This window comes from Paenarthrobacter sp. NPDC090517, assembly GCF_044769165.1.
In the GTDB taxonomy this organism is placed as follows: domain Bacteria; phylum Actinomycetota; class Actinomycetes; order Actinomycetales; family Micrococcaceae; genus Arthrobacter.
Window position 1 is genome coordinate 764,433 of the sequence record NZ_JBIVXN010000001.1, and the last position, 22,736, is coordinate 787,168.

General features: G+C 59.0%; 15 protein-coding genes. 8 read left to right on the forward strand and 7 right to left on the reverse strand.

Features of this window, described 5'->3' with window-relative positions:
• Window positions 1–113: 113 nt before the first annotated feature.
• From ACIQTW_RS03560 to ACIQTW_RS03590, 7 genes are all read left to right on the forward strand, one after another.
• A complete protein-coding gene (locus ACIQTW_RS03560; protein WP_402933742.1) occupies window positions 114–1,460 on the forward strand; it encodes a hypothetical protein in 1,347 nt (448 codons plus the stop codon).
• A gap of 118 nt (window positions 1,461–1,578) precedes the next feature.
• Complete coding sequence (locus tag ACIQTW_RS03565; protein WP_402933746.1) at window positions 1,579–2,415, forward strand: hypothetical protein; 837 nt, start codon at window positions 1,579–1,581, stop codon at window positions 2,413–2,415.
• Between the two features lie 84 nt (window positions 2,416–2,499).
• Window positions 2,500–3,027: a hypothetical protein gene (locus tag ACIQTW_RS03570; protein WP_402936208.1), complete on the forward strand. Its 528-nt coding sequence runs from the start codon at window positions 2,500–2,502 to the stop codon at window positions 3,025–3,027.
• On the forward strand, window positions 3,027–6,110 hold the full coding sequence (locus ACIQTW_RS03575) for a chitobiase/beta-hexosaminidase C-terminal domain-containing protein (protein WP_402933749.1): 3,084 nt from the start codon (window positions 3,027–3,029) through the stop codon (window positions 6,108–6,110). The genes ACIQTW_RS03570 and ACIQTW_RS03575 overlap by 1 nt, the downstream gene beginning before the upstream one ends.
• Window positions 6,111–6,323: 213 nt before the next feature.
• Window positions 6,324–7,079: a glycosyltransferase gene (locus tag ACIQTW_RS03580; RefSeq protein WP_243836811.1), complete on the forward strand. Its 756-nt coding sequence runs from the start codon at window positions 6,324–6,326 to the stop codon at window positions 7,077–7,079.
• Window positions 7,076–8,104: a lysylphosphatidylglycerol synthase domain-containing protein gene (locus ACIQTW_RS03585; protein WP_402933751.1), complete on the forward strand. Its 1,029-nt coding sequence runs from the start codon at window positions 7,076–7,078 to the stop codon at window positions 8,102–8,104. The genes ACIQTW_RS03580 and ACIQTW_RS03585 overlap by 4 nt, the downstream gene beginning before the upstream one ends.
• 97 nt (window positions 8,105–8,201) lie before the next feature.
• Entirely contained in the window at window positions 8,202–10,445 is a 2,244-nt protein-coding gene (locus ACIQTW_RS03590; protein WP_402933754.1) for a hypothetical protein, read from the forward strand.
• A 246-nt stretch (window positions 10,446–10,691) separates the two neighbouring features.
• On the opposite strand, the gene ACIQTW_RS03595 is transcribed toward ACIQTW_RS03590, so the two are convergent.
• The 7 genes from ACIQTW_RS03595 to ACIQTW_RS03625 all read right to left on the reverse strand — a co-directional run bounded on the left by ACIQTW_RS03595 (window position 10,692) and on the right by ACIQTW_RS03625 (window position 18,351).
• Window positions 10,692–11,423, reverse strand: coding sequence for an ABC transporter ATP-binding protein (locus ACIQTW_RS03595; protein ID WP_402933757.1), 732 nt, complete (start codon window positions 11,421–11,423; stop codon window positions 10,692–10,694).
• On the reverse strand, window positions 11,424–12,281 hold the full coding sequence (locus tag ACIQTW_RS03600) for an ABC transporter permease (protein ID WP_024817353.1): 858 nt from the start codon (window positions 12,279–12,281) through the stop codon (window positions 11,424–11,426).
• Window positions 12,282–12,283: 2 nt separating this feature from the next.
• Window positions 12,284–14,290, reverse strand: coding sequence for a glycosyltransferase (locus tag ACIQTW_RS03605; protein WP_402933760.1), 2,007 nt, complete (start codon window positions 14,288–14,290; stop codon window positions 12,284–12,286).
• Complete coding sequence (gene glf, locus ACIQTW_RS03610) at window positions 14,287–15,471, reverse strand: UDP-galactopyranose mutase (protein WP_026005450.1); 1,185 nt, start codon at window positions 15,469–15,471, stop codon at window positions 14,287–14,289. Before glf ends, ACIQTW_RS03605 begins: the two co-directional genes overlap by 4 nt.
• Window positions 15,472–15,659: 188 nt before the next feature.
• Window positions 15,660–16,646 carry a Gfo/Idh/MocA family protein gene (locus ACIQTW_RS03615; RefSeq protein ID WP_091468545.1) on the reverse strand — a complete coding sequence of 329 codons (987 nt, stop codon included), beginning with the start codon at window positions 16,644–16,646 and terminating at the stop codon, window positions 15,660–15,662.
• Window positions 16,646–17,737 (reverse strand): DegT/DnrJ/EryC1/StrS family aminotransferase, encoded by a 1,092-nt coding sequence (locus ACIQTW_RS03620; RefSeq protein ID WP_402933764.1) that lies wholly within the window; start codon window positions 17,735–17,737, stop codon window positions 16,646–16,648. Before ACIQTW_RS03620 ends, ACIQTW_RS03615 begins: the two co-directional genes overlap by 1 nt.
• Entirely contained in the window at window positions 17,734–18,351 is a 618-nt protein-coding gene (locus ACIQTW_RS03625) for an acyltransferase (protein WP_402936210.1), read from the reverse strand. Before ACIQTW_RS03625 ends, ACIQTW_RS03620 begins: the two co-directional genes overlap by 4 nt.
• Before the next feature lie 232 nt (window positions 18,352–18,583).
• On the opposite strand from ACIQTW_RS03625, the gene ACIQTW_RS03630 reads away from it, so the two are divergent.
• Complete coding sequence (locus ACIQTW_RS03630; protein ID WP_402936212.1) at window positions 18,584–22,693, forward strand: FtsK/SpoIIIE domain-containing protein; 4,110 nt, start codon at window positions 18,584–18,586, stop codon at window positions 22,691–22,693.
• Window positions 22,694–22,736 lie beyond the last annotated feature (43 nt).

Sequence of the window (22,736 nt, forward strand, 5' to 3'; positions counted from 1 at the left end):
CGTGATCTAATGAAGGTGGTCTCACGTATTGGCTGTTCAGCGCATTCGGGAAACGGGCTTTGTTTGGGGGCAAGCGAAGGTCACCAATGCGCACAATCAAGGAGTGATCTTTCATGGCGTTTACCGTTTCAACGGCCAAGGTCAGCATTTCGCCGCCGCTTTCTGTCAATCCCTACATGGCGGGCTACGGGACCCTCGACGGCGGCCGGGAGGCCACCAGTAGTGCACCCTACGAATCACTGTGGGTTCGGGCGATCGTTCTTTGGGAAAACGGCTCCCCCAACCTGATCATGAGCGTGGACATTCTCGCCCTGCCCAGATCCATTCATCAACGTGCCCGGCAACGGATCCTTGAGTTGGCAAGCTGGTCAAACAGCGACATCCTGATCCAGTCCACCCACACCCATAACGGGCCGGCCATAGTTGACACCCTCCACCCGTTCATGTGCTACGGGCTGTCGGATTTGTCTATGGTGGAGAACTACAGCCAGCACTTGGAGAACGACCTCGTGGACGCGGCCAGGGAAGCGCTCAATGCCTCGCAGACTGCCGTCACTCTGGACTACAAGGTCACTACGGCCAGCATCGCGTACAACAGGGTGGGCCTTCCCTACCTTGAGAACACAGTTCCCGTCATTGTGGCACGTAAGCCAAACGGCAACGCCGCGGCGGTGATTTTCAACTACGCGTGCCATCCGGTCGCGGCTGGTATGCGTACGCTGTTCGACGGCGACTTTCCCGCCGGGGCATGTAACTACATCGAAAACACCAACCCCGAATGCTTTGCCTTGTTCCTGCAGGGAGCGGCTGGAGATCAGAATCCCATGGGAGTACCCAGTTGGGAGTTGAGGGACGAGTACGCCACCAGACTCGGTGCTGCTGTTGACGTGGCCATGCAGACGCCGGGTCGAATCATAGGCAGCCCGCTCCTGACAAGCTACCGGGAAGTTGAGATCCCCTTGGATATCACGCCCACGGCAGGCAACATGGCAGCTGTCCGGGCCGCCTATGCATCCCGGCTACCCAACCTCGATGGCAATCCCGCCTGGTACGGACGCCACGCCCAAGTCATGATCGGTCGAATTGATAGCGGCAGTTACGAGACCTCAGTCGTTTGTCCCTTCCAAGTGTGGAAGTTCGGAGGCAGCCCTCAACTGAGGATCGGGATTGTCGGTGGCGAGCTGGTGAGTGGCTATGCCGCATACTTCAGAGCAAGGTTCGGCGGAGCAAACGGCGTGATCGTCGGGGGCTACGGAAATGAATCCTGCTACTACGTGCCCAGTGCACAGTTCCTGCCGCCCTACTCCTCCGGCGGCAGCTATGAGGGCGGCTGGGACCCGGACCATCCCGGGATCGCGGGCGGCTCCATGACCGTTTACGGGCACATTGGCCACTTTCGGGGCGGAACAACCGGCGTAGAAGCAACTGTCATCAACACGCTGAACTCGATGTTCGCTTAAGTTCCGTACCCGTCGAAGGCCTTGGTCTCTGGAGCAAGGCCTTCGATGCAGGCGTCGCCATTTTGTAGCGGTATCGATACCCGATTCGCAGGCAAATGCATTGACCGGCATTCGGGTTATGACAACCATGGAGGTGGAGGTCACCATGCGAACCCTGTACCCGGCCGCTGCGGCGCTGCTACTGCTAGTGGCTGGCTGCTCCGGCGCGCCGACACCAACCACGACAAGTTCCGCCGGGGCACCTTCCGGTTCTTTTGCATCGGAACCTCCTACCACAGCACCCTCATCACCGGCCATAGCAACCCCGGAACCGACGCAGCCGGGCGAAGGCAGCGGACAGGGTGCTGGGGCTCCTGATGATTCAGGCCGGTTCTCGTATGTGTGTTCAAACGTTAACGAGGCCGTTCCAGACGTTACTTACATAAGCCTCGCCGAGGTTTGGGCTTCCTCGGAATATGTCCGGCTGGCTTCCTGCACAGCAAACTACGAGGGGCCTGTCCCGTTCGAACCCACGGAGGATGAGGCAAGGATCATCTCCTTAGCTGAGCCCGGCGTGCCAGCATCCGAAGGGCTCGACGCCTACCTAACTGCATTGTCGCTCTGTAGCCGCGTTAGCGACGAAGCAGCTTCCGAGCTCTTCGGACGCAGCAGCCGGCAGATGCTGCAGGCGGCCAGCGAGCTATGCCCCAGGGCGCCACAAGGACGAGTTATTGGATATTGGGCGTCCGGCGAGAGAGCTGCGGATGGCGAGTATGCGGTGACCAACGGCGGCCTGATGCCCGGAAAGTTCCATCTCCGGAAGACGCCGCCGGAGGGCTGCACGTGGTCGGTATCGGCCTCAGACGGCAGCACAAAGGCCAGCGGCGGCGCAGCTGAGGGTCAGTCAGGAATACTCCTTGAAGAAAAAGACTTACTAAGTAGTGACAAATGCGGAATTTGGGAGAAGATAGAGTAATGCAGCCGGCAACGGCTGGGGCGAAAATCCAACTGCATGCGGAGCTGGGGAGCATCCGAATGAAGTGGGGATCCCTCGGTGGACATGCCAAGACGCGCTATCGTCCAGCTTGGCCTAGCCGGTCTCGTTCTTACAGGCTGCTCGGTCAAGGTCGTTGAAAATGTTGAGCCATTCAGGCTGGGCGTGACGAATGCCGGCGATGCCGACAAACCACGCGTCGAAAGACCCGAACCAGTAAAGCGCTATCAATTTGAGTGCCGCGGGATTAATGGAAATCCGCTCATCATCTTGTCGAGCCTTGAAGAGGTTTGGGCAAACACTCAATACAAGAAATTCGCAGATGTCGTGGTGACATATGTGGGTCCTCAGCCCCAGGTTCTGGTAGCCGAAGAAAATGCCGCGGTAAATGTCGCTCTTGAAGCGGGGGCCGTTGGCAACCGTAATGACATTTGCCTTGCGATTATCAAAGCATGCACCAGAAATAATCCACCAACCATAAGTACGGCACTCTATGGGCTTGGCGGCGTGCCCATCGTCAAGGGAGCGCTCACCCTGGCGCCCATGGCACCGCAGGCCGCAGTCCTCACCAAGTGGCTGAAGGAAGTGGCGTGATGGAACGGCAGATAAGGCCCGACGGCGGTTGGCGGCGTCGCGGCCACAAGGTCACCACAGCACTGGCTGCGGTTCTTCTGACCGTTGCAGGTATGACAGCGGTGGTCTCCAGTACCCCCGCACATGCCGACCAACAGAAACAGATCATAGGCATCGGGCTCACCAAGCCGGCTGGAACGGTCCTGGACCCCATTGGCAGGATGTGGGTTTCAGACAGTGTGGCCGGATTCTGCCGGATGTCCGAACCCGTTAATGGGAACGCGGGCACCATTGAGGAAGACACTTGCTTGGGCGGAAGCCTGCCCGGAGCCGGCCCTGGCCCCAAAGTGCCCGGTGTTTCCGTAGTTCTCGACCCGACGCCCGGCTCTATTGGCAACGGCGACGAAACAGCCTTCATCCCGGACTCAGCCGTTGGGAGTTCTCATCTTGTACGGGCTGTGTGGAATCCTCCGCTGGACCTCTTTGAGTACAGCAGTACGCTGACGGTCCTCGACGGTGACGTCCGCCCCAACGCAGTGTCGGACGGCCCGGACGGCAACATCTACCTATCGTTCGCCAACGCCCGCTCAATCATCAAGATCGTTGATCCGACGATCATGCACCCAAGCATTGAATCCATCGCTTCGGTCAGTACCCGGGCGCGCGGCCTTGTGGCAGCGGGCTGGGACAGCAACGGATATGTCAGCGTGTATGTCCTGGAAACCACGGGTCTTAGGGCATTCTCCGCGCCGGGCAATGGTGCAATGACAGACTACGTGCCGTTGGCTTCCTACAACGTAGGCATTGCGTCGTCCATCTTCTACGACTACGACGCGCACGTCATCTATACAGGGACGAGCAGTGGTACGACAGCAGGCACAGACAAGGTCTCACGCCTCAACCTCACCACGGGTGCAGTAGACAACCAGTGGGCTCTGGGCTTCAGCAAGATCAGCGGCCTGGGCATGCGCGGAGGACAATTGCTGGTTTTGGACGATCCCGGCCAGTTGGAATCCACTCCGGCAACCGGCAGAGGCAGCATCAGCATCCTCGGCGGCGCTGTAGCTAAAATTACTTCCGGCCCCACGCTGGCGAGTGGTGCACTGGCTCCCAACCCCGAATTCACGAATGACACAACTCCAACATTCGGAGTGGCCGCCGAACCAGCAGGCAGCGCTTTGGAATGCTCCATGGGCGGTGCTTGGGTTGACTGCACTGGCGGAAGTTACACGTCAACTGCATTGAACAATGGACCGCAGACGTTTTCCGTCAGGCCGGCCCCCGGCGGGGTTCCGGTTTCACGGACCTTCACAGTGGACACAATCGCTCCAGCTACACCGGTATTCACCGCTCCGAACAGTGGTCAAGTGGTGAACGGCAAACCTGTCCTCGGTGCCACTTTCGAGCCAGGAACAACACTGAGCTGCTCTGTTGACTCCACTGCGGATGCCGCTTTCCAGACGTGTGTACCGGGCGACACTTTCACGCTCACCACTGCGGGCAGCCATACCTTGAGGATCCGCAGCACAGACTCGGCCGGGAATGTCAGCGCTGCAGCTGCGCAAACCGTGACAGCTGATCTGACGGCCCCCCAGGTATCCATCACGGCTCCGGCCAGCGGCGCTACCGTGGGAGCCGGATACCAGTTCCAATTCGCCTCCACCTCGCCAGATGTGGCGGGATTCCGGTGCCGTTTGGGAACTGATGCCTTCACCACCTGCACCTCACCTAAGGTCTATGCAGACATCGCCAACGGACCAAAGAGGTTCGAGGTGGAAGCCCGGGATGTTGCCGGCAACACCGCCGTCGCAGGCGTCAACTTCACTGTCTTCGTGGCTGACACGACGCCACCCACAGTGACAGCCAGTCCCCTCGGCGGAACGTACGGTCCTGCTGCAAAGGTCACTTTGACCGCGAATGAAGCCGACGCCAAGATCTACTACACAGAGAATGGCACGACTCCTACCACGGCCAGTACTCTCTACACCGGTCCCATAACGATGGGAAGCAAAACGATCAAGTACATGGCCGTCGATGCATCCAACAATGCCTCCACACCCCAAACTCAGGTGTACGTGTTGGACAATGTTGCGCCGACCGTGACGGCAAGCCCACAAGGCGGAAACCTCACTCTCGGGCAAAAGGTCACTCTGACCACAGAGTCCGGCGCGAAGATCTACTACACCACGAACAACTCAACTCCGACGGTTTCCAGCCCGAGCGGGACCACAACCGTTACAGTGACACCGACAGCGACCACCACCGTCAAGTATTTCGCCGTTGATGCTGCAGGAAACCAATCCGCAGTAGCCTCGCAGACATACACGTTGCCTGCGGCGCCAGCCAATACCTGGAAGGACTACAACTCGGACGCCAAGAATGACGTCTTGGCCAGGGACGCGGCCGGTACGTTGTGGCTTTACCCGGGTAATGGCACAGGCGGATGGCTCGGCAAGGTCAACACCGGCACATCGTGGAACAACTACAACCTGATCGCCCCAACCCGGGACTTCAGCGGCGACGGACGAAGCGATGTCCTGGCCCGGGACGCGTCCGGTCAAATGTGGCTCTTCAGAGGAAACGGTGCGGGCGGCTGGCAGCCTCCTGAGGTAGCGGGCTCAGGCTGGAGCGGCATGACGTCCGTGATCGCCCCCGGTGATTTCAGCGGGGACGGAAAATCCGACGTCCTTGCCAGGGATTCTTCTGGTGTCCTATGGCTCTATAAGGGCGACGGCCTGGGCAAGTTCAGCGCTGGTCGGACCCAAGTAGGAGCCGGGTGGAACGTCATGAACGCCATATTCAGCACGGGTGACTTCAATGGCGACGCGAAGGCTGATGTGCTGGCCCGGGATACTGCAGGTGCCCTGTGGCTCTACCCTGGCAATGGCAGCAGCGGCTGGGGCAGCCGCTCCCAAATCGGAAGCGGATGGAACGGCATGACGGCGTTGCTCGGACCGGGGGACTTCAACGGGAATGGCAAAGCTGACGTACTTGCCCGGGACGCCAATGGCAATCTGTGGCTCTATCCCGGCAATGGCTCCGGGGGCTGGCTGGCTTGGGGCCAGGTAGGCACCGGATGGCAAGGATTCACGTCACTCCCCTGACAGGGACCGGACCTGGCTTGCCGTTTTGAGGGGTGCATCGGAGAATATCCGGTGCACCCCTTTCGTCTGCTGTCAGCGCTGAAACCGCCACCCTTCCCCAGAAGGCATCCAGTAATGAACTAGACTGAGGGTTTGCAAGGAACTCGTGACAACAGCGTTGCGGGCTGCGGCTGGCGTTCAAGAATTCGTCGGCACGAACTACCGAGGAGAGTCTTGACTTTCGACCAGGCAGGCCAACCGGATCTCTCCGTTGTGATCCCGGTCTATAACGGAGAACGGATTTTGGCGGCAACAATGGCCCGCCTTTCCGGCTACTTGACCAGTGGCACCTCCGAGATCATCATCGTGGAGAACGGTTCTTCCGACAACACACTTGAGGTTGCGCTCAAGCATGCGGTGGATACTCCCAATGTGACGTTCCAGGTTCTCCAGAGCCAAAAGGGCATGGGCAATGCCTATCGCCGGGGCATCGAAGCAAGCTCCGGCCGTAGAGTGCTTCTCACAGCGGACGATCTCCCCTTCGGCACTGATGATCTCGACGAAGACAAGAAGCTCGAAACCAAACCGCACATTGTCATTGGTTCGAAGGCCCACAAGGACTCGATCACTGAGCGCAGTGTCATCCGCGGCATTACTACTTTTGGTTTCAAGACCCTGCGACAGGTAATACTCGGGTCCAAGATCGGCGACTCCCAAGGAACGCTGATCGTCGACGGCGACTGGCTTCGAAGCATGGTTGACCGCTTCGATGACCCCGGGTTCCTTTTCAGCACCCAGGTTGTCTACGCCGCTGAGAAGCAGGGTTTCAGGATTGTCGAAGTGCCCGTCACGCTGGCTCCCGACGACGAACCAGGCGAAACCACCATCCGTACTGCCGACGTCGTAAAAATGTTCAAGGGGCTGGTAGCCATGCGCCGCCGTCGGAGTGAGTTCGCGGTGGCGCCAAGCGCGGGAACGCATGCCTCATGACGGGTTCAATCGCGGAAACACCTTCAAATGACAACGATCTGAATCCTGAACAGCCAGCTGCAAAGAGCACCAAGGCCAAGCTGGTTGATTTCGCCCGACGCGCCTTGGTAGTGATCGTGTTCGCCGCTGCGGTGTATTTCATTGCAGTCCAATGGCCACAAGTCCAAGCCACCGTCTTCGCCCTGCAATGGTGGCAGGTCCTTCTGTCCCTGCTGGCACTAATTCCTGGCGTTCTCCTGGGAATGTACATGTGGCGGGTAGTCATGGCGAGTCTGCTGAGGTCAGTAGACATTGAACCCCAAGGTTTGGTGCTCAACCAGATCTATCTGGTCGGCCAGATCGGCAAGTACCTGCCCGGTTCTGTGTGGGCCTTCGTGCTTCAGATGGAGCTTGGCCGAAAAAACGGCATTGCGCGCGCGCAGGTTTTCGTAGCGTCCTTGGTGAGCACCGGAATCACCATCGGGGCGGCCCTGGTGGTTGGAGCTTCTGCTCTTCCAATCCTGGTCCAACGGCAGCCCAATCTGCAGTGGCTGTACGTCATACTCCCAGTAGTCATCCTGGCGATGAACCCGAATGTCGTGACGTTCCTGGTCAACATTGTTCTGCGAGTGTTCCGCCGGCCACCGCTCCCCGAACGAATTCAGGCCAACACCATGGTGAAGGCCTTCATTCTTGGCGTTCTGATGTACCTGTGTTTCGGCCTGCACCTGTGGATCCTGGTTGGTCACGAGGCCACTTTGGACCTCGCAACGTTCCTGGTACTGACCGGTGCATTGGCTCTTGGAATGACGCTGGGAGTGCTGGCGTTCCTGCTCCCCGCCGGTGTAGGTGCCCGCGAAGCCATCTTGATCCTTGCCCTGGCTGGAATGATGAGCGCCGGTGCCGCGACGGCAATCGCTGCCCTTTCACGAATTATGTTCACGATCGCCGATCTGCTGTGCGTCGGTATCGCCTTTGTTCACTTCCGGTGGCGGCAACAGTCCACTTCCAAAACCTCCGTAGATTCCACCTCCGAGGCCAAGTAGCGGGTGGTGACGGACGCCTTCTGGTTTTCCGTAACCACGGCAGTCTTTCAGGCCAAAGTCCATACTTATGCCGCGCGCTAAGGAGCAAGCTAAGACCATGACAGCAGGAACCTCCGGGGCTACTGCCCAGCGACCCCCGGTCACCCGGCGGCGCTATTTCATGCAGCACGACTGGCATTGGGGAATTGTTACTGCCGCTATAGCGGCCGTTGCCTCCATCATTCCGCGACTGTTCAATCCCACGTTCTACTACTGGGACGACATGATGCAGTCTTTCCTCCCCTTGTGGCGGCATATGGGCGAGGAGATACGGTCCGGTCGATTCCCTCTGATGGAACCCGGCGGCTGGGTCGGCGGCAACATCGTGGCCGAGGTGGGTTACGGCATCTTCAACCCGGTCAACATCGTCAACTCAGTTATCGTCTCTAACTTCGAGAACTTGTCTCTGGCGAGTTATTTCATCATCGTGCAATTCATCGCGTTGCTGGCGTTCGGGACGTTCATGCTCGCCCGCGACTACGGTTCCAACAGGCCGCTCGCTTTGGCTGCTGGTGTAGCCATCCCGTTCAGCGGATTCACGCTCTTCTACGAGGCCGCCCGTTGGCCAGGCGGCCTCATGGCTTTCGCCTGGATTACCGTTTTCTGGTGGTCTGTTCGCCGCTACGCGCGTCGCAACACCTCACCATTCCTGCCGTTCCTCCTGGGCTTCCTGACGATGACTGCAGGAAACCCTTACGGTGCCATCGGCGTCATCCTGGTTCTCGCTGCAGTTGCCGTCGAGCTCATGCTCATGAGGCACTGGCGTCGATTAATACCAATCGTCATCGTGGGTGCACTGGTTGGTTTGACCGCTGTCCTGGTCTATTTCCCCTTGCCCCTAAGCTCGGCCGTCACCGTACGGCAGCAGAGCGAAATCCTGAATGACCTCTTCCTATCCCCGGATATGTCATCGTTGCTGACCATGAGCACCTCGTCCATGAGGCCCCGGATTAACAACTTCTGGGCCCCCATAGACAATGTCCCGTCCAGCTACTTGGCGTGGTTTGTCCTACCGTTGCTTCCGTGGCTGGATTTCCGCAGCTTCAAGAACCGCTCGCGTCAAATATTCAGTATCTACATCATTACTGGAATCTATTTCCTGCTGACCTTCGCTCCCTCCCAGGTGCTTGTCTTCCGCTGGCCTATTCGGCTTATCGAGTATGTATACCTCGGAGTCATCGTTCTCGTCGCAGTCGTGGCTTCAGCGGGCCTGAAGACCTCGTCATGGAAAAAACGGCTATTCATTACTGTGGCCATCCTGGGCTTCGGGACCTACCGGGCGTGGTCCATGGTGCCTGAGGGCGGCAAATGGCAGGTCTTCACCTTGGCCGTGACGCTGGGTCTTGTGGGGCTGGCCGTCCTCGGTTGGAAGCGATTCGGCTACCGCGGCCTCGCAGCCGTAATGGTTGTCGGAACAATCGCTACGCTTGGAATGCAGTCCCGACAGTTCGTCCCCAACAACGCTGTTGCCGGGATCGGTTCACCCGTGGATGCAGACACCCTTCGTGACTCAACCAGTAACTACAGGGGCAACACCATTCAGATCTTCAACACCATGAAGATCACAGGAGAGGAATTCACTGAGGGCCGCCTCCTGTACGGCAATCAGATCCTCAACGCGGACGTCAACAACAGCATGGGTCGGTACAGCGGGATCAGCTTTACCACGTACGTGAACGCCTTGTGCATGAACTACCGCGGGGAGACGTGTCCCTTGGCCTACACGGAGCTGTTCAAGCAGGCATCAAGCGAAATTGACGTTACCTTGGCAGATGTCCTCCAAGTGGAGACTGTAGCCGTCCAAAAAACGTTGATCGCCCCGGACCAACTGAACGTAGCCCCGGGCTGGAGGATCGTGGCCTCGGATGAGACCAGGACAATTCTCCAGCGGCAGAATCCACTGCCCTATCCCGGTACTGTTTCCTGGGCTTCCGACGGTATCGCCGTGCAGGATGCTGTCAAGAACGGCAACGATGAACACATCACCCTGTCCGGCGACGGCAGCGCTGGAAAGTTGACCCTCGCCCGTCTCGCTTGGCCCGGGTACACCGTCACGGTTGACGGGGAACCGCAAAAGCTCACTCAGGGCCCAGCGGGAGTAATACTGGTGGATATTCCGGCCGGCGCCACCTCAGTGGACGTTTCCTTCACGACGCCGGGCATCACCATGGGTCTTGCCGCTCAAGCAGTCGCTTGGTTCGGGATATTGGTGTTCACCGTTTTCCATTACGTTCGTCGGCACCGTCGGACCAAGTCGGAAGAACGCGTGCTTCAGGCGCCGGCAGAAAAGGTTTCGGTCTAAGCAACCGGACATGGCCTCAGGGCTCAGTAACGCAGAAGAGCGTCCGCCCCTTACTGGGAGCGGGCGCTCTTCTTTTGTGGCCTTCAAGCCCCGCTAAAGCCATTCACGCACGGGGCCGATGCATGCTGATGGAATGGCAGCTTCTTGTACTGCTCCGGAGTACGGCAAAGGCCACCGCCCATCTTCAGGGAAGATGGGAGGTGGCCTTTATGCCACCCTAATGCGTGGTCACATAAGGAGTATCTGCTAGTTGCTGTCCCGCAGCCACGCTACGGCTTCGTTGGCTGGGCCTTCGAATTGCACTGTCCCGGAGGCAAGCACCACTCCCCTGTCGCAGATGCGTGAGATCATGTCGAGGTCGTGGCTGACAACCACCAAGGTCCGTCCTTCCTCCGAGAGTTGTTTGATCTTGGCCAAACACTTCTTCTGGAAAGGTTCGTCGCCTACAGCCAGGATCTCATCCACCAGGAAAATGTCCGGCTGCGTGTGGACCGCAACCGCGAAAGCCAGCCTCAGGAACATACCGGAGGAGTAGAACTTCACTTCGGTGTCGATGAACTGTTCTATTTCAGAGAACGCAACGATCTCGTCGAACTTCTCGTTGATTTCCTGCTCGGTCATTCCCAGAATGGCGGCATTGAGGAAGACGTTCTCGCGCCCGGACAGGTCCGGGTGGAAGCCTGCGCCCACCTCGATCAGTCCAGCTACGCGGCCCTTTGTGCGGACCGTTCCCTTGTCAGGCAGGATAACGCCCGATATGAGTTTCAACAGCGTGGACTTTCCTGAGCCGTTGAACCCCAGCAGTGCCACGGTCTCCCCCGGCTGAATCTCAAAGCTCACATCATGGAGAGCATCGAACTTCTTGCTGAGGTCGCTTTTCCTACCCTTGGCCAACCAAACGAGCGTCTCCTTGAGGGAGTGTGAATGGCGGAGATTAAAAGTCTTCTTAAGGCCCTTGACGATTATTGCGGCGCCCATCTAGACCTCCTGCGCAAAGTGGCCCTCAAGTCGTCGGAAGACGAGCTGGCCGATGATAAGGAACAGGGCTGCCATGCCGAGACCAATCAATCCCGTCCACATGAGATGCGGCGGAAGCTCCACCGGACGGTCAACAGTGGGGTACCAGAAGGCCCAGTGGAACAATTCGACAGCAACAGTGATCGGGTTGAGCTGATAGATGACCAACACCCAAGGGGGCGCGAGCCTGCGGATCATGGTCCAGTCATAGAGCACCGGCGACGTCCACGTTACGATCATCATCAACATATCCACGATGTTTTCAGCGTCGCGGAAGAAGACATTGATGGCGCCAGCCAAGAGGCCCAAACCGGTCGCCGTGACTGCAACAATGACGAAGCCCAAAGCAGCTCCAATGAGCTGCATGATGTCCGGTTTCCACCCGCTCAGCAGCGCAGCTGCCAACAAAACCACAAGTTGCGGGAGGAAATGAACTGCTGCCACCCACACTGACGCAACAGGGAACAGTTCCCTGGGCAGGTAGATCTTTTTGACCAAGGCAGCGTTCGACACGATGGATCTCGTGGCATTCGAAAACGCTTCGGAGAAAAAGTTGATGACGATGACGCCGGAGAACATGTACAACGCGTAGTTGGGAATCTGATCCCCGACGCGCAGGACAATTCCCAAAGCGAAGAAAAGCACAACGTACTGAACCAACGGCTTGACGTAGGACCAGGCGAGGCCCAGGACCGAGCCCCGGTACCTTACACGGAGTTCCTTACGGACTATCAGCTTGAGGAGGTACCGGCGCCGGTAAACATCCAGCAGCCCGGCACCGACCCCGGGAACAGCATAAGTATCTGTGGAAGTCGTCATTGCTACTTGCTGGGCTCCGAAGCTTCAAATGTTTCCCGCCACGACTCCATGGAGGTGATCTCGGGAAGAGCCTCACGATATTGCGCCCGGAGGGTCTCCCAGTTGGAGAAGAGCTGGGCATGGAGTTTAGCCGATTCAACCACGAGTTGACGGGCCATCTTGGGGTCCCGCAAGTGCCATGAAGCACCGGTGCCGTCTGCATTGGACACCACTGCGCTGTCCAGGTGCGCCAAGCTCCACCATTTACCGTCCTGGTGAGCCACGTGAGCCTCAGGGTTGGTCTTGGCGGTATCGCGGACGGGAGCCAGCGTTTGCTTAAGGACAGTCTTAACCGCCCAGGGAAGCAGGCCCAAAGCGCCTGGCTGTTTGTAAGACTGGGGCTTCTTGGGGGGACGCTTGAGGAAGACCTCCGGGAAGGCGGCAGGGTCGGTCTTAACCTGCGAGTCCGGGAACTCCTCACGCATGGCGCGGAGCTTCGGCATCATGGTGGGCAATTGCTTGTGCAGGTCCCCTGGTCCGGCAAGAACGTCGCGGAGAGCCATAACACGGGCTTGCTCCGGGTAGTACTGCATTGACACCAGATGCTTGACGTCCGTGTTCAAGCTTTCCCGCAGGATGCGTCCGCCCTTGGGGAACGGGGAGTGCAAGAGTGTCGCGATAAGTCGGTTGCGCTCGTGGTAGTAGGCTTGCCAGTCCACTGAATCGTCTTTGTCAGCCCAGGAAACGTGCCAGACTGCCGCTCCGGGAAGGGTCACGGTGGGGAAGCCCGCTGCGCGGCCACGAAGGGAGTACTCAGCGTCGTCCCACTTGATGAACACAGGAAGGGACAATCCGATGGTTTCCACAACGGTTTTGGGAATGAGGCACATCCACCAGCCGTTGTAGTCAGCGTCCCAGCGACGGTGGAGTTGCGGAGTGGACCGCAAACCTGCGGTGGAGAAGTCGTGATTGCCGAGTCCTTCCACAGGACCCCAGAGGAAGCGGTAGAAGTTGACTACCTCTGAGTAGGCGTGCAGGACGGACTTGTTGTACATATCGAACATGTGGCCACCAACAATGGTCGGCTTACGGCAGAGGTCGGCAAACGCCACTGCGCGCATGACACCCTCTGTTTCCAGCTCGATGTCGTCGTCCAGCAACATGACGTAATCGCTCTTGTCAGAGACGACCATCTCGTACATGTTCCGGGCAAAACCGCCCGAGCCGCCCAAGTTGCCCTGGTTGATGATCCGAAGTTGATCACCCATGGACTGCGCAACTGCGTCGAAGCCAGCTTCGTCGGCAACTTTCTTATTGCCCTGGTCCACGATGATGAGTTCTGCCAGGATTTCCCGGAGACCAGCGTCAGCATCAATGGACTTGATGGTCTCAAGGCAGTAGTCGGCGCGATTGAACGTTGTTACGCCCAGCGTCACGCGGCCTTGAGCGCGGCCTTCATCGGGGACCGCCCAATGAGCGCTTTTCAACGTCATGCCATCGCCGCCCGCAATGAGGTCGAACCAGTACCAGCCGCCGTCGCCAAACGGCGCCAGCGTCAGTTCGAAATCATTGACGGAAGCGCCCTCGACCAGAATCGAGTCGACACGCTGAGATGCGCCACGAGCGTTGGAGCGGTAAACGATAACCGTCCCTTCGCCCTCGGTTTCAATGTGAAGCACGGTTTTGGTGGCGATGGTCCACTTACGCCAGTAACTTGCTGGAAAGGCGTTGAAGTAAGAACCGAATGAAAGACGTTCACCGCGGCGCACCTGGACAGAGCCGCGGTCCAAGATGTCCTCCGGGTGGAGTTTCCTGGCCATGCCGATCGCCTGAACATCGGCGCTGCTGTCGCTCCTCTGGACCTTGTTGGTGTCAGGATCCACGTATAGGGGCAGTGTGTCGAGGTCACGGTTGGCCGGGAAAATCACGCGTTGGACAATCCGCAGGTTCTGTTCCGTCGAAGCGGGGATTTCAGCGGCAGTGGTGGCCGTCATGGCGATCTCCTGGCTTTCGTTTGTTGTAGCGGTCATGCGTCTACTCCCCCGCTTTCAAGCTTGGCGCCACCGGTGAAGTGCGGCTTGATCTTGTTGTCGAACATGGACAAGGCGGAACCAATTGCCATGTGCATGTCGAGGTACTTGTACGTTCCAAGGCGGCCACCAAACAGGACCGATTTCTCACCCTTGGCAAGATCACGGTAAGCCAGCAGTTTCTGACGGTCGTCAGAAGTGTTGACGGGGTAATACGGCTCGTCCCCCTTCTCAGCAAAACGCGAGAACTCGCGCATGATGACGGTGGCGTCCTTGGTGTAGTCCCGCTCAGGGTGGAAGTGACGGAACTCATGGATGCGTGTGAAAGCGGCATCGGCATCCGGGTAGTTCATGACCGAACAGCCCTGGAAGTCCTCAATGGGCAAGACCTCTTCTTCGAGATCGATCGTACGCCAGGACAGATCGCCTTCTGCATAATCGAAGTAGCGGTCAACCGGACCCGTGTAGATAACGGGTACCTGTCCGAGGACAGAGGACCGGCCGTACTCACCGTCGTCGAAGAAGTCCGAGTTCAAGACGACCTCAATGTTCGGGTGATCCGCCATGCGTTCAATCCAAGCCGTGTAACCGTCTACCGGGAGACCTTCGTAGGTGTCGTTGAAGTAGCGGTTGTCATAGTTGTAGCGCACGGGAAGTCGCGAGATGATTTCAGCCGGCAGGTCCTTCGGGTCCGTCTGCCACTGCTTTCCCGTGTAGTGCTTAATGAAGGCCTCGTAAAGGGGACGGCCGATGAGCTGGATGCCCTTGTCGTTGAGATTCTGGGGGTCTGTTCCCGCCAGTTCACCAGCCTGCTCGGCGATGAGTGCCTTTGCTTCGGTGGGGCTCATGGCCGAACGGAAGAACTGGTTGATGGTACCCAGGTTGATGGGCATAGGGTACACCTCGCCCTTATGGCTGGTGTAAACCTTGTGCTGGTAGCTCGTGAACTTGGTAAACCGGTTCACGTATTCCCACACTCGCTCATTCGAGGTGTGGAAGAGGTGCGCGCCGTAGCGGTGCACCTCAATTCCGGTCTGCGCCTCATTCTCGCTGTAGGCGTTTCCACCAATATGGTGGCGGCGATCAAGCACCGCAACCTTCAGCCCCAACTCGGTAGCGGCGCGTTCTGCAATGGTCAGGCCAAAGAAACCCGAGCCGACGACGACGAGATCAGCGTTCACAAACTCTCCTGTGTATTGGCGTGCGGGCACAGAGATGCCCACGTCTACTGGTCAAGGCTACCCGACGTTGCGATCGTTCCCCGATTCGGCGGCGCATGGCAGCAAAGCAGCAAATGTTCCGCAAAAAACAAACGGGAGGCCTGGCCCATAGCCAGCCTCCCGTTCAAATACTGCAAAAAGAACCATGTCTAGAGCGAGACCACGGAGCCTGTCCCTGCGGACTCGAGCACTGCTTCGGCAACGCGAAGGGTCTCAAGCCCCTCAGCCATTGTGACAATGTTCATGGACTTTCCGAGGACAGCATCACGGAAGGCCTCGTGTTCCATCTTCAGCGGTTCGCGCTTTGCCAGCGCAAAGCGTGTGGATGACCCCTCGGACACCCCACGGAATGCCGCTATGGAATCCCAATCTGTCTGGAACGTGCCATTTTCAATGAACGTCAGATCAGCCGAGATAGTGTCCGCGATGTATGCGCCGCGTTCACCCAGAACAACGGTGGTGCGCTCCTTCATGGGCGACAGCCAGTTGACGATGTGGTTGGTGACTACGCCGCTCTTGAGGTGGCCAATCGCTGTGACCATATCCTCGTGCTCGCGCCCGCTCCTGGAGGTGGTGTGAGCAACCACATTCACGAAATTGCTCTGTGCAAGCCATGCAGTGAGGTCGATGTCGTGAGTTGCGAGGTCCTTGACCACACCAACGTCGGCAATGCGGGAAGGGAATGGCCCCTGGCGGCGGGTCGAGATCTGGTAGACCTCTCCGAGGTCGCCGTTGCCGAGCCGTTCGCGGAGGCTTTGCAATGACGGGTTGAATCGCTCGATGTGACCAACCGCGCCGATCAATCCCCGCGAGTCGAACGCTTCGGCGATCCTGCGGCCCGAAACGGAATCGTTGGCAATGGGTTTTTCCACCAGGCAGTGCACGCCGGCTTCAGCCAACCGCAGCGCCACTTCCTCATGAAGCACCGTTGGCACGGCCGCTACGGCCATATCAATGCCCTGCTCGATGAGCTGTTCAACCGAACTGCACACTTCGAGCCCACTGGCTACGTTGTGAGGATCACCGAAGGAGTCAGCCACGGCTACAAGGTCCACGCCCTCAAGTTCACGAATAACGCGGGCGTGGTGGCGGCCCATCATCCCCAGTCCGATGAGGCCTGCGCGCAGATTTGCCACTAGCTTCCTGCCTTCGCAATGGCGTTGACCGCAGCCACGATGCGATCAAGGTCGTCCTGGCTCAGCGAAGGGTGAACAGGCAGCGACAAGACGCTGGCCGCAGCTTCCTCCGTGACGGGGAGGTCATCAGAAGTCTGGAATGGAGCCAAACGGTGGTTGGGGATGGGGTAATACACGCCACAGCCCACGTTGTATTCCTCACGCAGCGCCTTGGCGAAACCGTCACGGTCCTCAGCGATGCGAATGGTGTACTGGTGGTAAACATGCTCGTAGCCTTCAGAGACCTTGGGAGTGACGACGCCTTCGATGTTTGCATCGAAGAAGGCCGCGTTCTCCTGTCGGGTCTTGGTCCAAGCATTGATTTTGGTCAGCTGCACGCGGCCAATGGCAGCATGGATGTTGGTCATGCGGGCATTGAAACCAACAAGCTCATTTTCGTACTGGCGCTCCATGCCCTGGTTACGAAGCAACCGAAGCCGCCGCTCGACGTCGACCAAACCGGTGCTGACCATGCCGCCTTCGCCGGACGTCATGTTCTTCGTGGGGTACAAACTAAACATGGCGAAGTCGCCAAACGTACCCACCTTCCGACCGTTGACAGCCGCACCGTGTGCTTGGGCTGCATCTTCGAAGACCTTCACGCCGTGCTTGGATGCAACGGCGCCGATGCCGTCCACGTCGAAGGGGTGGCCATAGAGGTGCACCGGCATGATGGCGGCCGTGCGGTCCGTAATTTTTGATTCGACGGAGGCCGGATCAAGCGTGTAGTGGTCCAGGTCCACGTCAGCGAAGATGGGCGTGGCCCCCGTCAAGGCTACGGAGTTGGCCGTGGCCGCGAACGTGAACGACGGAACGATGACCTCGTCACCAGGGCCAATCCCCGCAGCCAACAGGCCAAGGTGCAGTCCGGAAGTACCGGAGTTAACCGCCACAGCAGCCCGGCCGTCGAGGAGCACCTGAGAGAACTCCTGCTCAAAGGATGCAACCTCCGAACCCTGTGCGAGTTGGCCGGAAACCAAGACGGCCTCTACTGCCTTGCGCTCGTCATCACCGATGATGGGCTTGGCGGGGGGAATGAATTCGGGGCTCATGCCTCTACCTCTCGAAGGGTATCGTTCTGTTCAACATATGTGGCGCCGGTCTCCGGGCATACCCAGTTTTCGCCCCTGCGCTGCAGCGGGAAACCAGCTTTACCGACCCAACCATGGCGTTTGGCCGGCACTCCGACCATCAGGGCAAAATCAGGGACGTCTTTAGCCACAACAGCGCCGGCAGCCACTGTGGCCCATCGTCCGATGGTCACAGGGGCGACACAGACGGCGCGGGCACCGATCGATGCGCCTTCACGAATGGTGACGCCAACCGGCTCCCAGTCGTGGGCGCTCTTTAGACCGCCATCCGGGCTAACCGCCCGGGGGTAAGTATCGTTCGTGAGTACTACGGCCGGGCCGATGAACACTCCAGCCTCCAGCACTGCGGGCTCGTAGACAAGAGCATAATTCTGAACTTTGCAGTTGTCCCCCATCTTGACTCCGGTGCCAATATAGGCCCCGCGTCCTACGATGCAATTGACACCCAACTCGGCCTGCTCGCGGACTTGGGCCAGATGCCAAATCTTTGATCCATCACCAATAATCGCCTTGTCTGAAACATCGGCGCTCTCCGCAACCACTATCACCGGTGAAGGTCCTTCCTCATTGAGCACACGCGACAACGAGATTCATCTTAGCTGAGACACCATGCCCCGGTGTCAAGGCGGCCTCTGCATGAGCCCTGGCGAGAGTTTTCCACATATGCCAAGACGGTCGCAGCGCTTCAATTCCGAGAGCCGTAGCGTGATTCTCGTTAACGCGAAGTTCAACACCCTACGAGATGCAGAGGAAGAACCCATGGCCTTGGAGTGCACATTGGTCTGCGCCCCCGGAGCCGCTGGAGCAATGGGCAGCCCGGAAGAACTCAGCATCGCCCTCCCTGAAGGCACGCCCGGCGCCCAAATACAGCAGCTTCTCAGAGAAACGCGTGGAACTGGCGTCCTCACGGTGGGTGGGCGATTCTTGGCTACTCTCACGGTCGGACTACCGCCGCTTGTTTCAGGCGCCGTCATTGTGGATGGTGCTCCACCGCAACGAGACACGAACAACATGTCCATGCCCCTGATGTTGCTTACCCATTCAGGACCAGGTGCAGGCTCCGTCTTCCGGATTCAGCGAGGCAGCTACTGCATCGGCAGGGGTTCGTTCAATATTTCATTGCCGGATACCGGGATGTCCAGGGAACAGGCTTTCTTGGAGGTTTCCAGCACTGCGCTGAAAATCAGGGCGGTTGGGGGCGCGAATCCGGTTTTCGTGGATGGCCGACCCGTTCAACAAAAGTTCATCACATCCTCTTCACTGGTGAGGTGTGGGAATTCCACCTTCACCGTAGTCACGGAAAGTAGTCCTCTTCCGGAGATTTCAGTTGATGCAGGTCGTTCGGTTGACGTGCCACTCGAAGTACCTCATGTCAGTCGCTCCGGAAACCATCTGGCAATGGCCTTAGCTGCCGGGCTGCCATTGATTGCCGGTATCGGCTTGGCTGTTGCCACAGGAATCTGGATGTACTTGGGATTTACAACCATCTCAGCGATCAGCCTTCTCGTTCCGCTGATCGCTGGGCAAAAGGGCCGCAGGGAACGCAAACTGGCCATTGCGCTCGCGGTGCAGAAAGACATTGAACGACGCCGGCAGTGCTCACCTTCAGCTGCAGAGCTAATTGTGGCAGCACACGGCGATTCCAAGACTGGACAGCTGGCCACGGAGCCCGCTGCGGACCACGCCGTTGTCGCTGCAGCTGCGGTGCCGGCAGGGAACAATGGGCCGGCCAGGATCGGCAGTCACGGCGACGGCGTGTGGCTCCGGCTCGGCACCACCCAGGCCGCAGCAAACATGCGGCTTGTTCCCCACGATCCCCACTTCCGATCCCCGTCCATAGGCAGCGCGGCAATGACTTTGAATCCCAAACATGCCGTGGTGACGCTCTGCGGCCACCCCGATCACACGGAAGCGTTGATTCGATTCGTGTTGATGCAACTGGCTAGCTTTTCGGGCTCGGCGGAAACGCCCATCATTATCTTTGGCAGGGCAGGAAGGTTGCCATTGAGCGCCAGGTTCCTGCCCCGGGTCACCCTCACAAGCACCTTGACCACCGTCCTGGCTGCCCTGCAGCGTGCGAACGGCGAGCTGAATGGGATGCTCATCATGCTCGAAGTTCCACCGACCGATCAAAAATTCGTGTCCGATCTCTTGAAGGCTGCTCAAACCGCCGCGTGGCGGGTCATCAGGTGCTCCATTCACTTTGAGCTTTCCGGCGGCATCATCGAAATATCGCCATCCGGAACAACAGGCTATCTGGAGATGGACGGCGAGCGCCGGCACTTCGTCCCCGATCTCGTGCCAGCCGAAGTTTTCGACAGGTTCTGCCGTAGGGTGCGGGGTTCAGCTTTCCGTGAAGGAGTTGGAATGAGCAACGCGATTCCGGAGGAATGTTCACTCGCTGACTTGCTCCCTTACGGGCAGCGCAGAGTGCTCCGGAGGTGGGCAGCGGCATCCAAGCAAGACGGCCTCACCGCCGTCCTGGGCAAAGGCCACGGCGGGCAGTTGTCCTTCGACTTCAAGCGGGACGGTCCGCATCTGTTGGTAGCCGGAACCACTGGTTCCGGCAAATCCGAACTTCTTCGGACACTTGTGGCTTCCCTTGCGCTGAGTGACTCACCCGAGCGCACGACTTTCTTGTTTTTTGATTTCAAGGGCGGATCGGGCTTGCGGCCACTAGCGGGCCTGCCTCACTCCGTTGGCCTGCTGACGGACCTCAGCAAGCATCATTTGGACCGCGCTCTCGTTTCCTTGCGTGGGGAGATACGGCGCCGCGAAGAGCTGTTCGCTGCGGCCAACGTGTCAGATCTCGCCGACTATCGGCGGCTGGCGTTATCCAGCAATCCGAACATCCCGTATCTGGTCTTGGTAATTGATGAGTTTCGCATGTTGGTTGACGAAGCCCCTGGCTCTCTTCACGAGCTCATGCGCGTGGCCACCATCGGGCGCTCCCTGGGTATTCATTTGGTGATGGCTACCCAGCGGCCCCAAGGAGCCTTGTCCGCCGACATCCGGGCGAACGTGACATCAAGCATTGCCCTGCGCGTGCAGTCTGAGTCAGAGTCCATGGACATCATCAATTCGAAGGCTGCTGCCTACATAGGGGTGGGAGCTCCGGGACGGGCGTATCTCGCCAAAGCTTCATGCAGCCCCGAAGAATTCCAGGCAGCGTCCCTATCGGTTCCCCCGACCATCACGGTGGGTGGCGTGTGGCGGGACGGTTCCTTGCCAGCCGTGCAGTCAGCTTCGCAGGCATTGGAGCCCTCTTTTGGTGCAGCTAATACATCCGGGAAACACGATTCCTTCTCGGATGTTGGAGCCGAATGGGTGGTTTCAGCAGTCCGCGAGGCATGGCAGCGCCTCTGCAAACCCCTCCCCAGACGCCCAGTAGCCCCAACCCTGCCCTCAACGATCCTTTGGCGTGACGAGCTTCCTGGAATGGACGGCCCCTTGTCCACGGCGGAAGGGCAGTGGACGGTGGGCCCCTTGGCGATGCTCGACAGGCCGACGCATCAAGTTGTGGAACCTCTTCTGTGGTCACCTTCCAAAGACGGCCATCTGGCAATGATCGGCAGCGACTCGAGTGGTATGCCGGACTGCTTCAGGGCCGCGTCCGCGATGCTCGCGACCCAGAAGCCCCAACCGCACCTCTATATCCTGGACGCAATGGGCGTCCTTGGCCATGTCATCGAGGGAGGCCGAATCGGTGCCAGAGTGGGCCTGCACCAACTGCACCTCGCAGTGCGCGTCCTAAAGCGCCTCGCTACGGAAATGGAGTGTCGACGAAGTGCCGGCGAAGTAGGGCCGGCCCGTTCCCCTCTGGTCTTAATCGTGAGCGGATGGTGCTCGTGGGCCACTGCGCTCCGGAGTGGGCCATTTGCTTATGCAGAAGCAATTCTGCAGGACATCATCAGGGACGGTTGTTCCTTAGGCGTTACTGTTTTGATCTCGGGCGAGCGGGAGCTCGTCAGCTCACGGTTTTTTGCCTCGATACAGAATCGCGCGTACTTTCCGTCGGGATCTACTGAAGAGTCGCGATTCCACTGGCCACGCCTCCCGGAGATGGAGTCCCTCCCCGGCCGCGCCGTCGTCATGGGAAATGTTGCCGACGAAAACACAACCGTGGCTCAGTTTCGTGTTTCTCCGGAACATGAACCCTGGCCGTTCGGTGACCTGGGTTCATCTGAGCCGCCGTTCCGGGTACGGCCCCTCCCGAATCTTCTTGGAGCTGAGGAATTCACCGACCTTGTGGCGGCGTACCTGGGACAAGGACTGCCACCGGGGTCAGGTTCAGGACTGGCGGCCGGAAACGGAGTAGGAGCCCGCACCGCGGAAAGCAGTGCGTTGGGTCCACTGTGGATCGGCGTTGGAGGAGACGAAGCCCTCCCGGTGGCCATGCCGCTGCGGGAAGATGGAGTCAGCGTTATCCTGGGTGGTCCTCGCTCCGGCAAGAGCTCAGTCCTGGCATCGCTCCACGCCCTGAATCCTTTGGTCCCATGGGTGTACCCGCCGGACACAGCGGCTGCCAGCCCATTCTGGGCCTTAGTGGCATCCCAGGCCGCCGCGAAGACCCTTGCCTCCAACAGCATCCTGCTGGTGGACGATGCCGATTTGCTTGATCCCCAGGGACGCCAGGCCTTGGCTGGCTTGGTGGGCAAAGTCCGGGGCATCATCCTGACAGCGACAACGAGACCGGCCCTGCTACATCATCTGCCGCTGGCAAAGGAAGCACAAGCGTCCAGCATGGGTTTGGTATTAGCCCCCCGAACACCCCACGACGGCGAACTACTCGGAGTGAGGCTGGAATCCGATGGGGCCGGACTCCCGGGCCGCGGCTTTCTCATCCGTGGGGCGGAAGCGACGCCCTTTCAAGGCGTACTCACCACAAGTTTTCCACCGCATGCCAAGGGGCACTGAACCGGTGACACGCTGTGTCCAGGCTGCCGTGTCGCTGACCCAG

Bases quoted from the DNA above. Each gene is read 5' to 3' on its own strand.
- ACIQTW_RS03560 (WP_402933742.1), top strand. From the start codon at position 114: ATGGCGTTTACCGTTTCAACGGCCAAGGTCAGCATTTCGCCGCCGCTT.
- ACIQTW_RS03565 (WP_402933746.1), top strand. From the start codon at position 1,579: ATGACAACCATGGAGGTGGAGGTCACCATGCGAACCCTGTACCCGGCC.
- ACIQTW_RS03570 (WP_402936208.1), top strand. From the start codon at position 2,500: ATGCCAAGACGCGCTATCGTCCAGCTTGGCCTAGCCGGTCTCGTTCTT.
- ACIQTW_RS03575 (WP_402933749.1), top strand. From the start codon at position 3,027: ATGGAACGGCAGATAAGGCCCGACGGCGGTTGGCGGCGTCGCGGCCAC.
- ACIQTW_RS03585 (WP_402933751.1), top strand. From the start codon at position 7,076: ATGACGGGTTCAATCGCGGAAACACCTTCAAATGACAACGATCTGAAT.
- ACIQTW_RS03590 (WP_402933754.1), top strand. From the start codon at position 8,202: ATGACAGCAGGAACCTCCGGGGCTACTGCCCAGCGACCCCCGGTCACC.
- ACIQTW_RS03595 (WP_402933757.1), bottom strand. From the start codon at position 11,423: ATGGGCGCCGCAATAATCGTCAAGGGCCTTAAGAAGACTTTTAATCTC.
- ACIQTW_RS03600 (WP_024817353.1), bottom strand. From the start codon at position 12,281: ATGACGACTTCCACAGATACTTATGCTGTTCCCGGGGTCGGTGCCGGG.
- ACIQTW_RS03605 (WP_402933760.1), bottom strand. From the start codon at position 14,290: ATGACCGCTACAACAAACGAAAGCCAGGAGATCGCCATGACGGCCACC.
- ACIQTW_RS03620 (WP_402933764.1), bottom strand. From the start codon at position 17,737: ATGAGCCCCGAATTCATTCCCCCCGCCAAGCCCATCATCGGTGATGAC.
- ACIQTW_RS03630 (WP_402936212.1), top strand. From the start codon at position 18,584: ATGGGCAGCCCGGAAGAACTCAGCATCGCCCTCCCTGAAGGCACGCCC.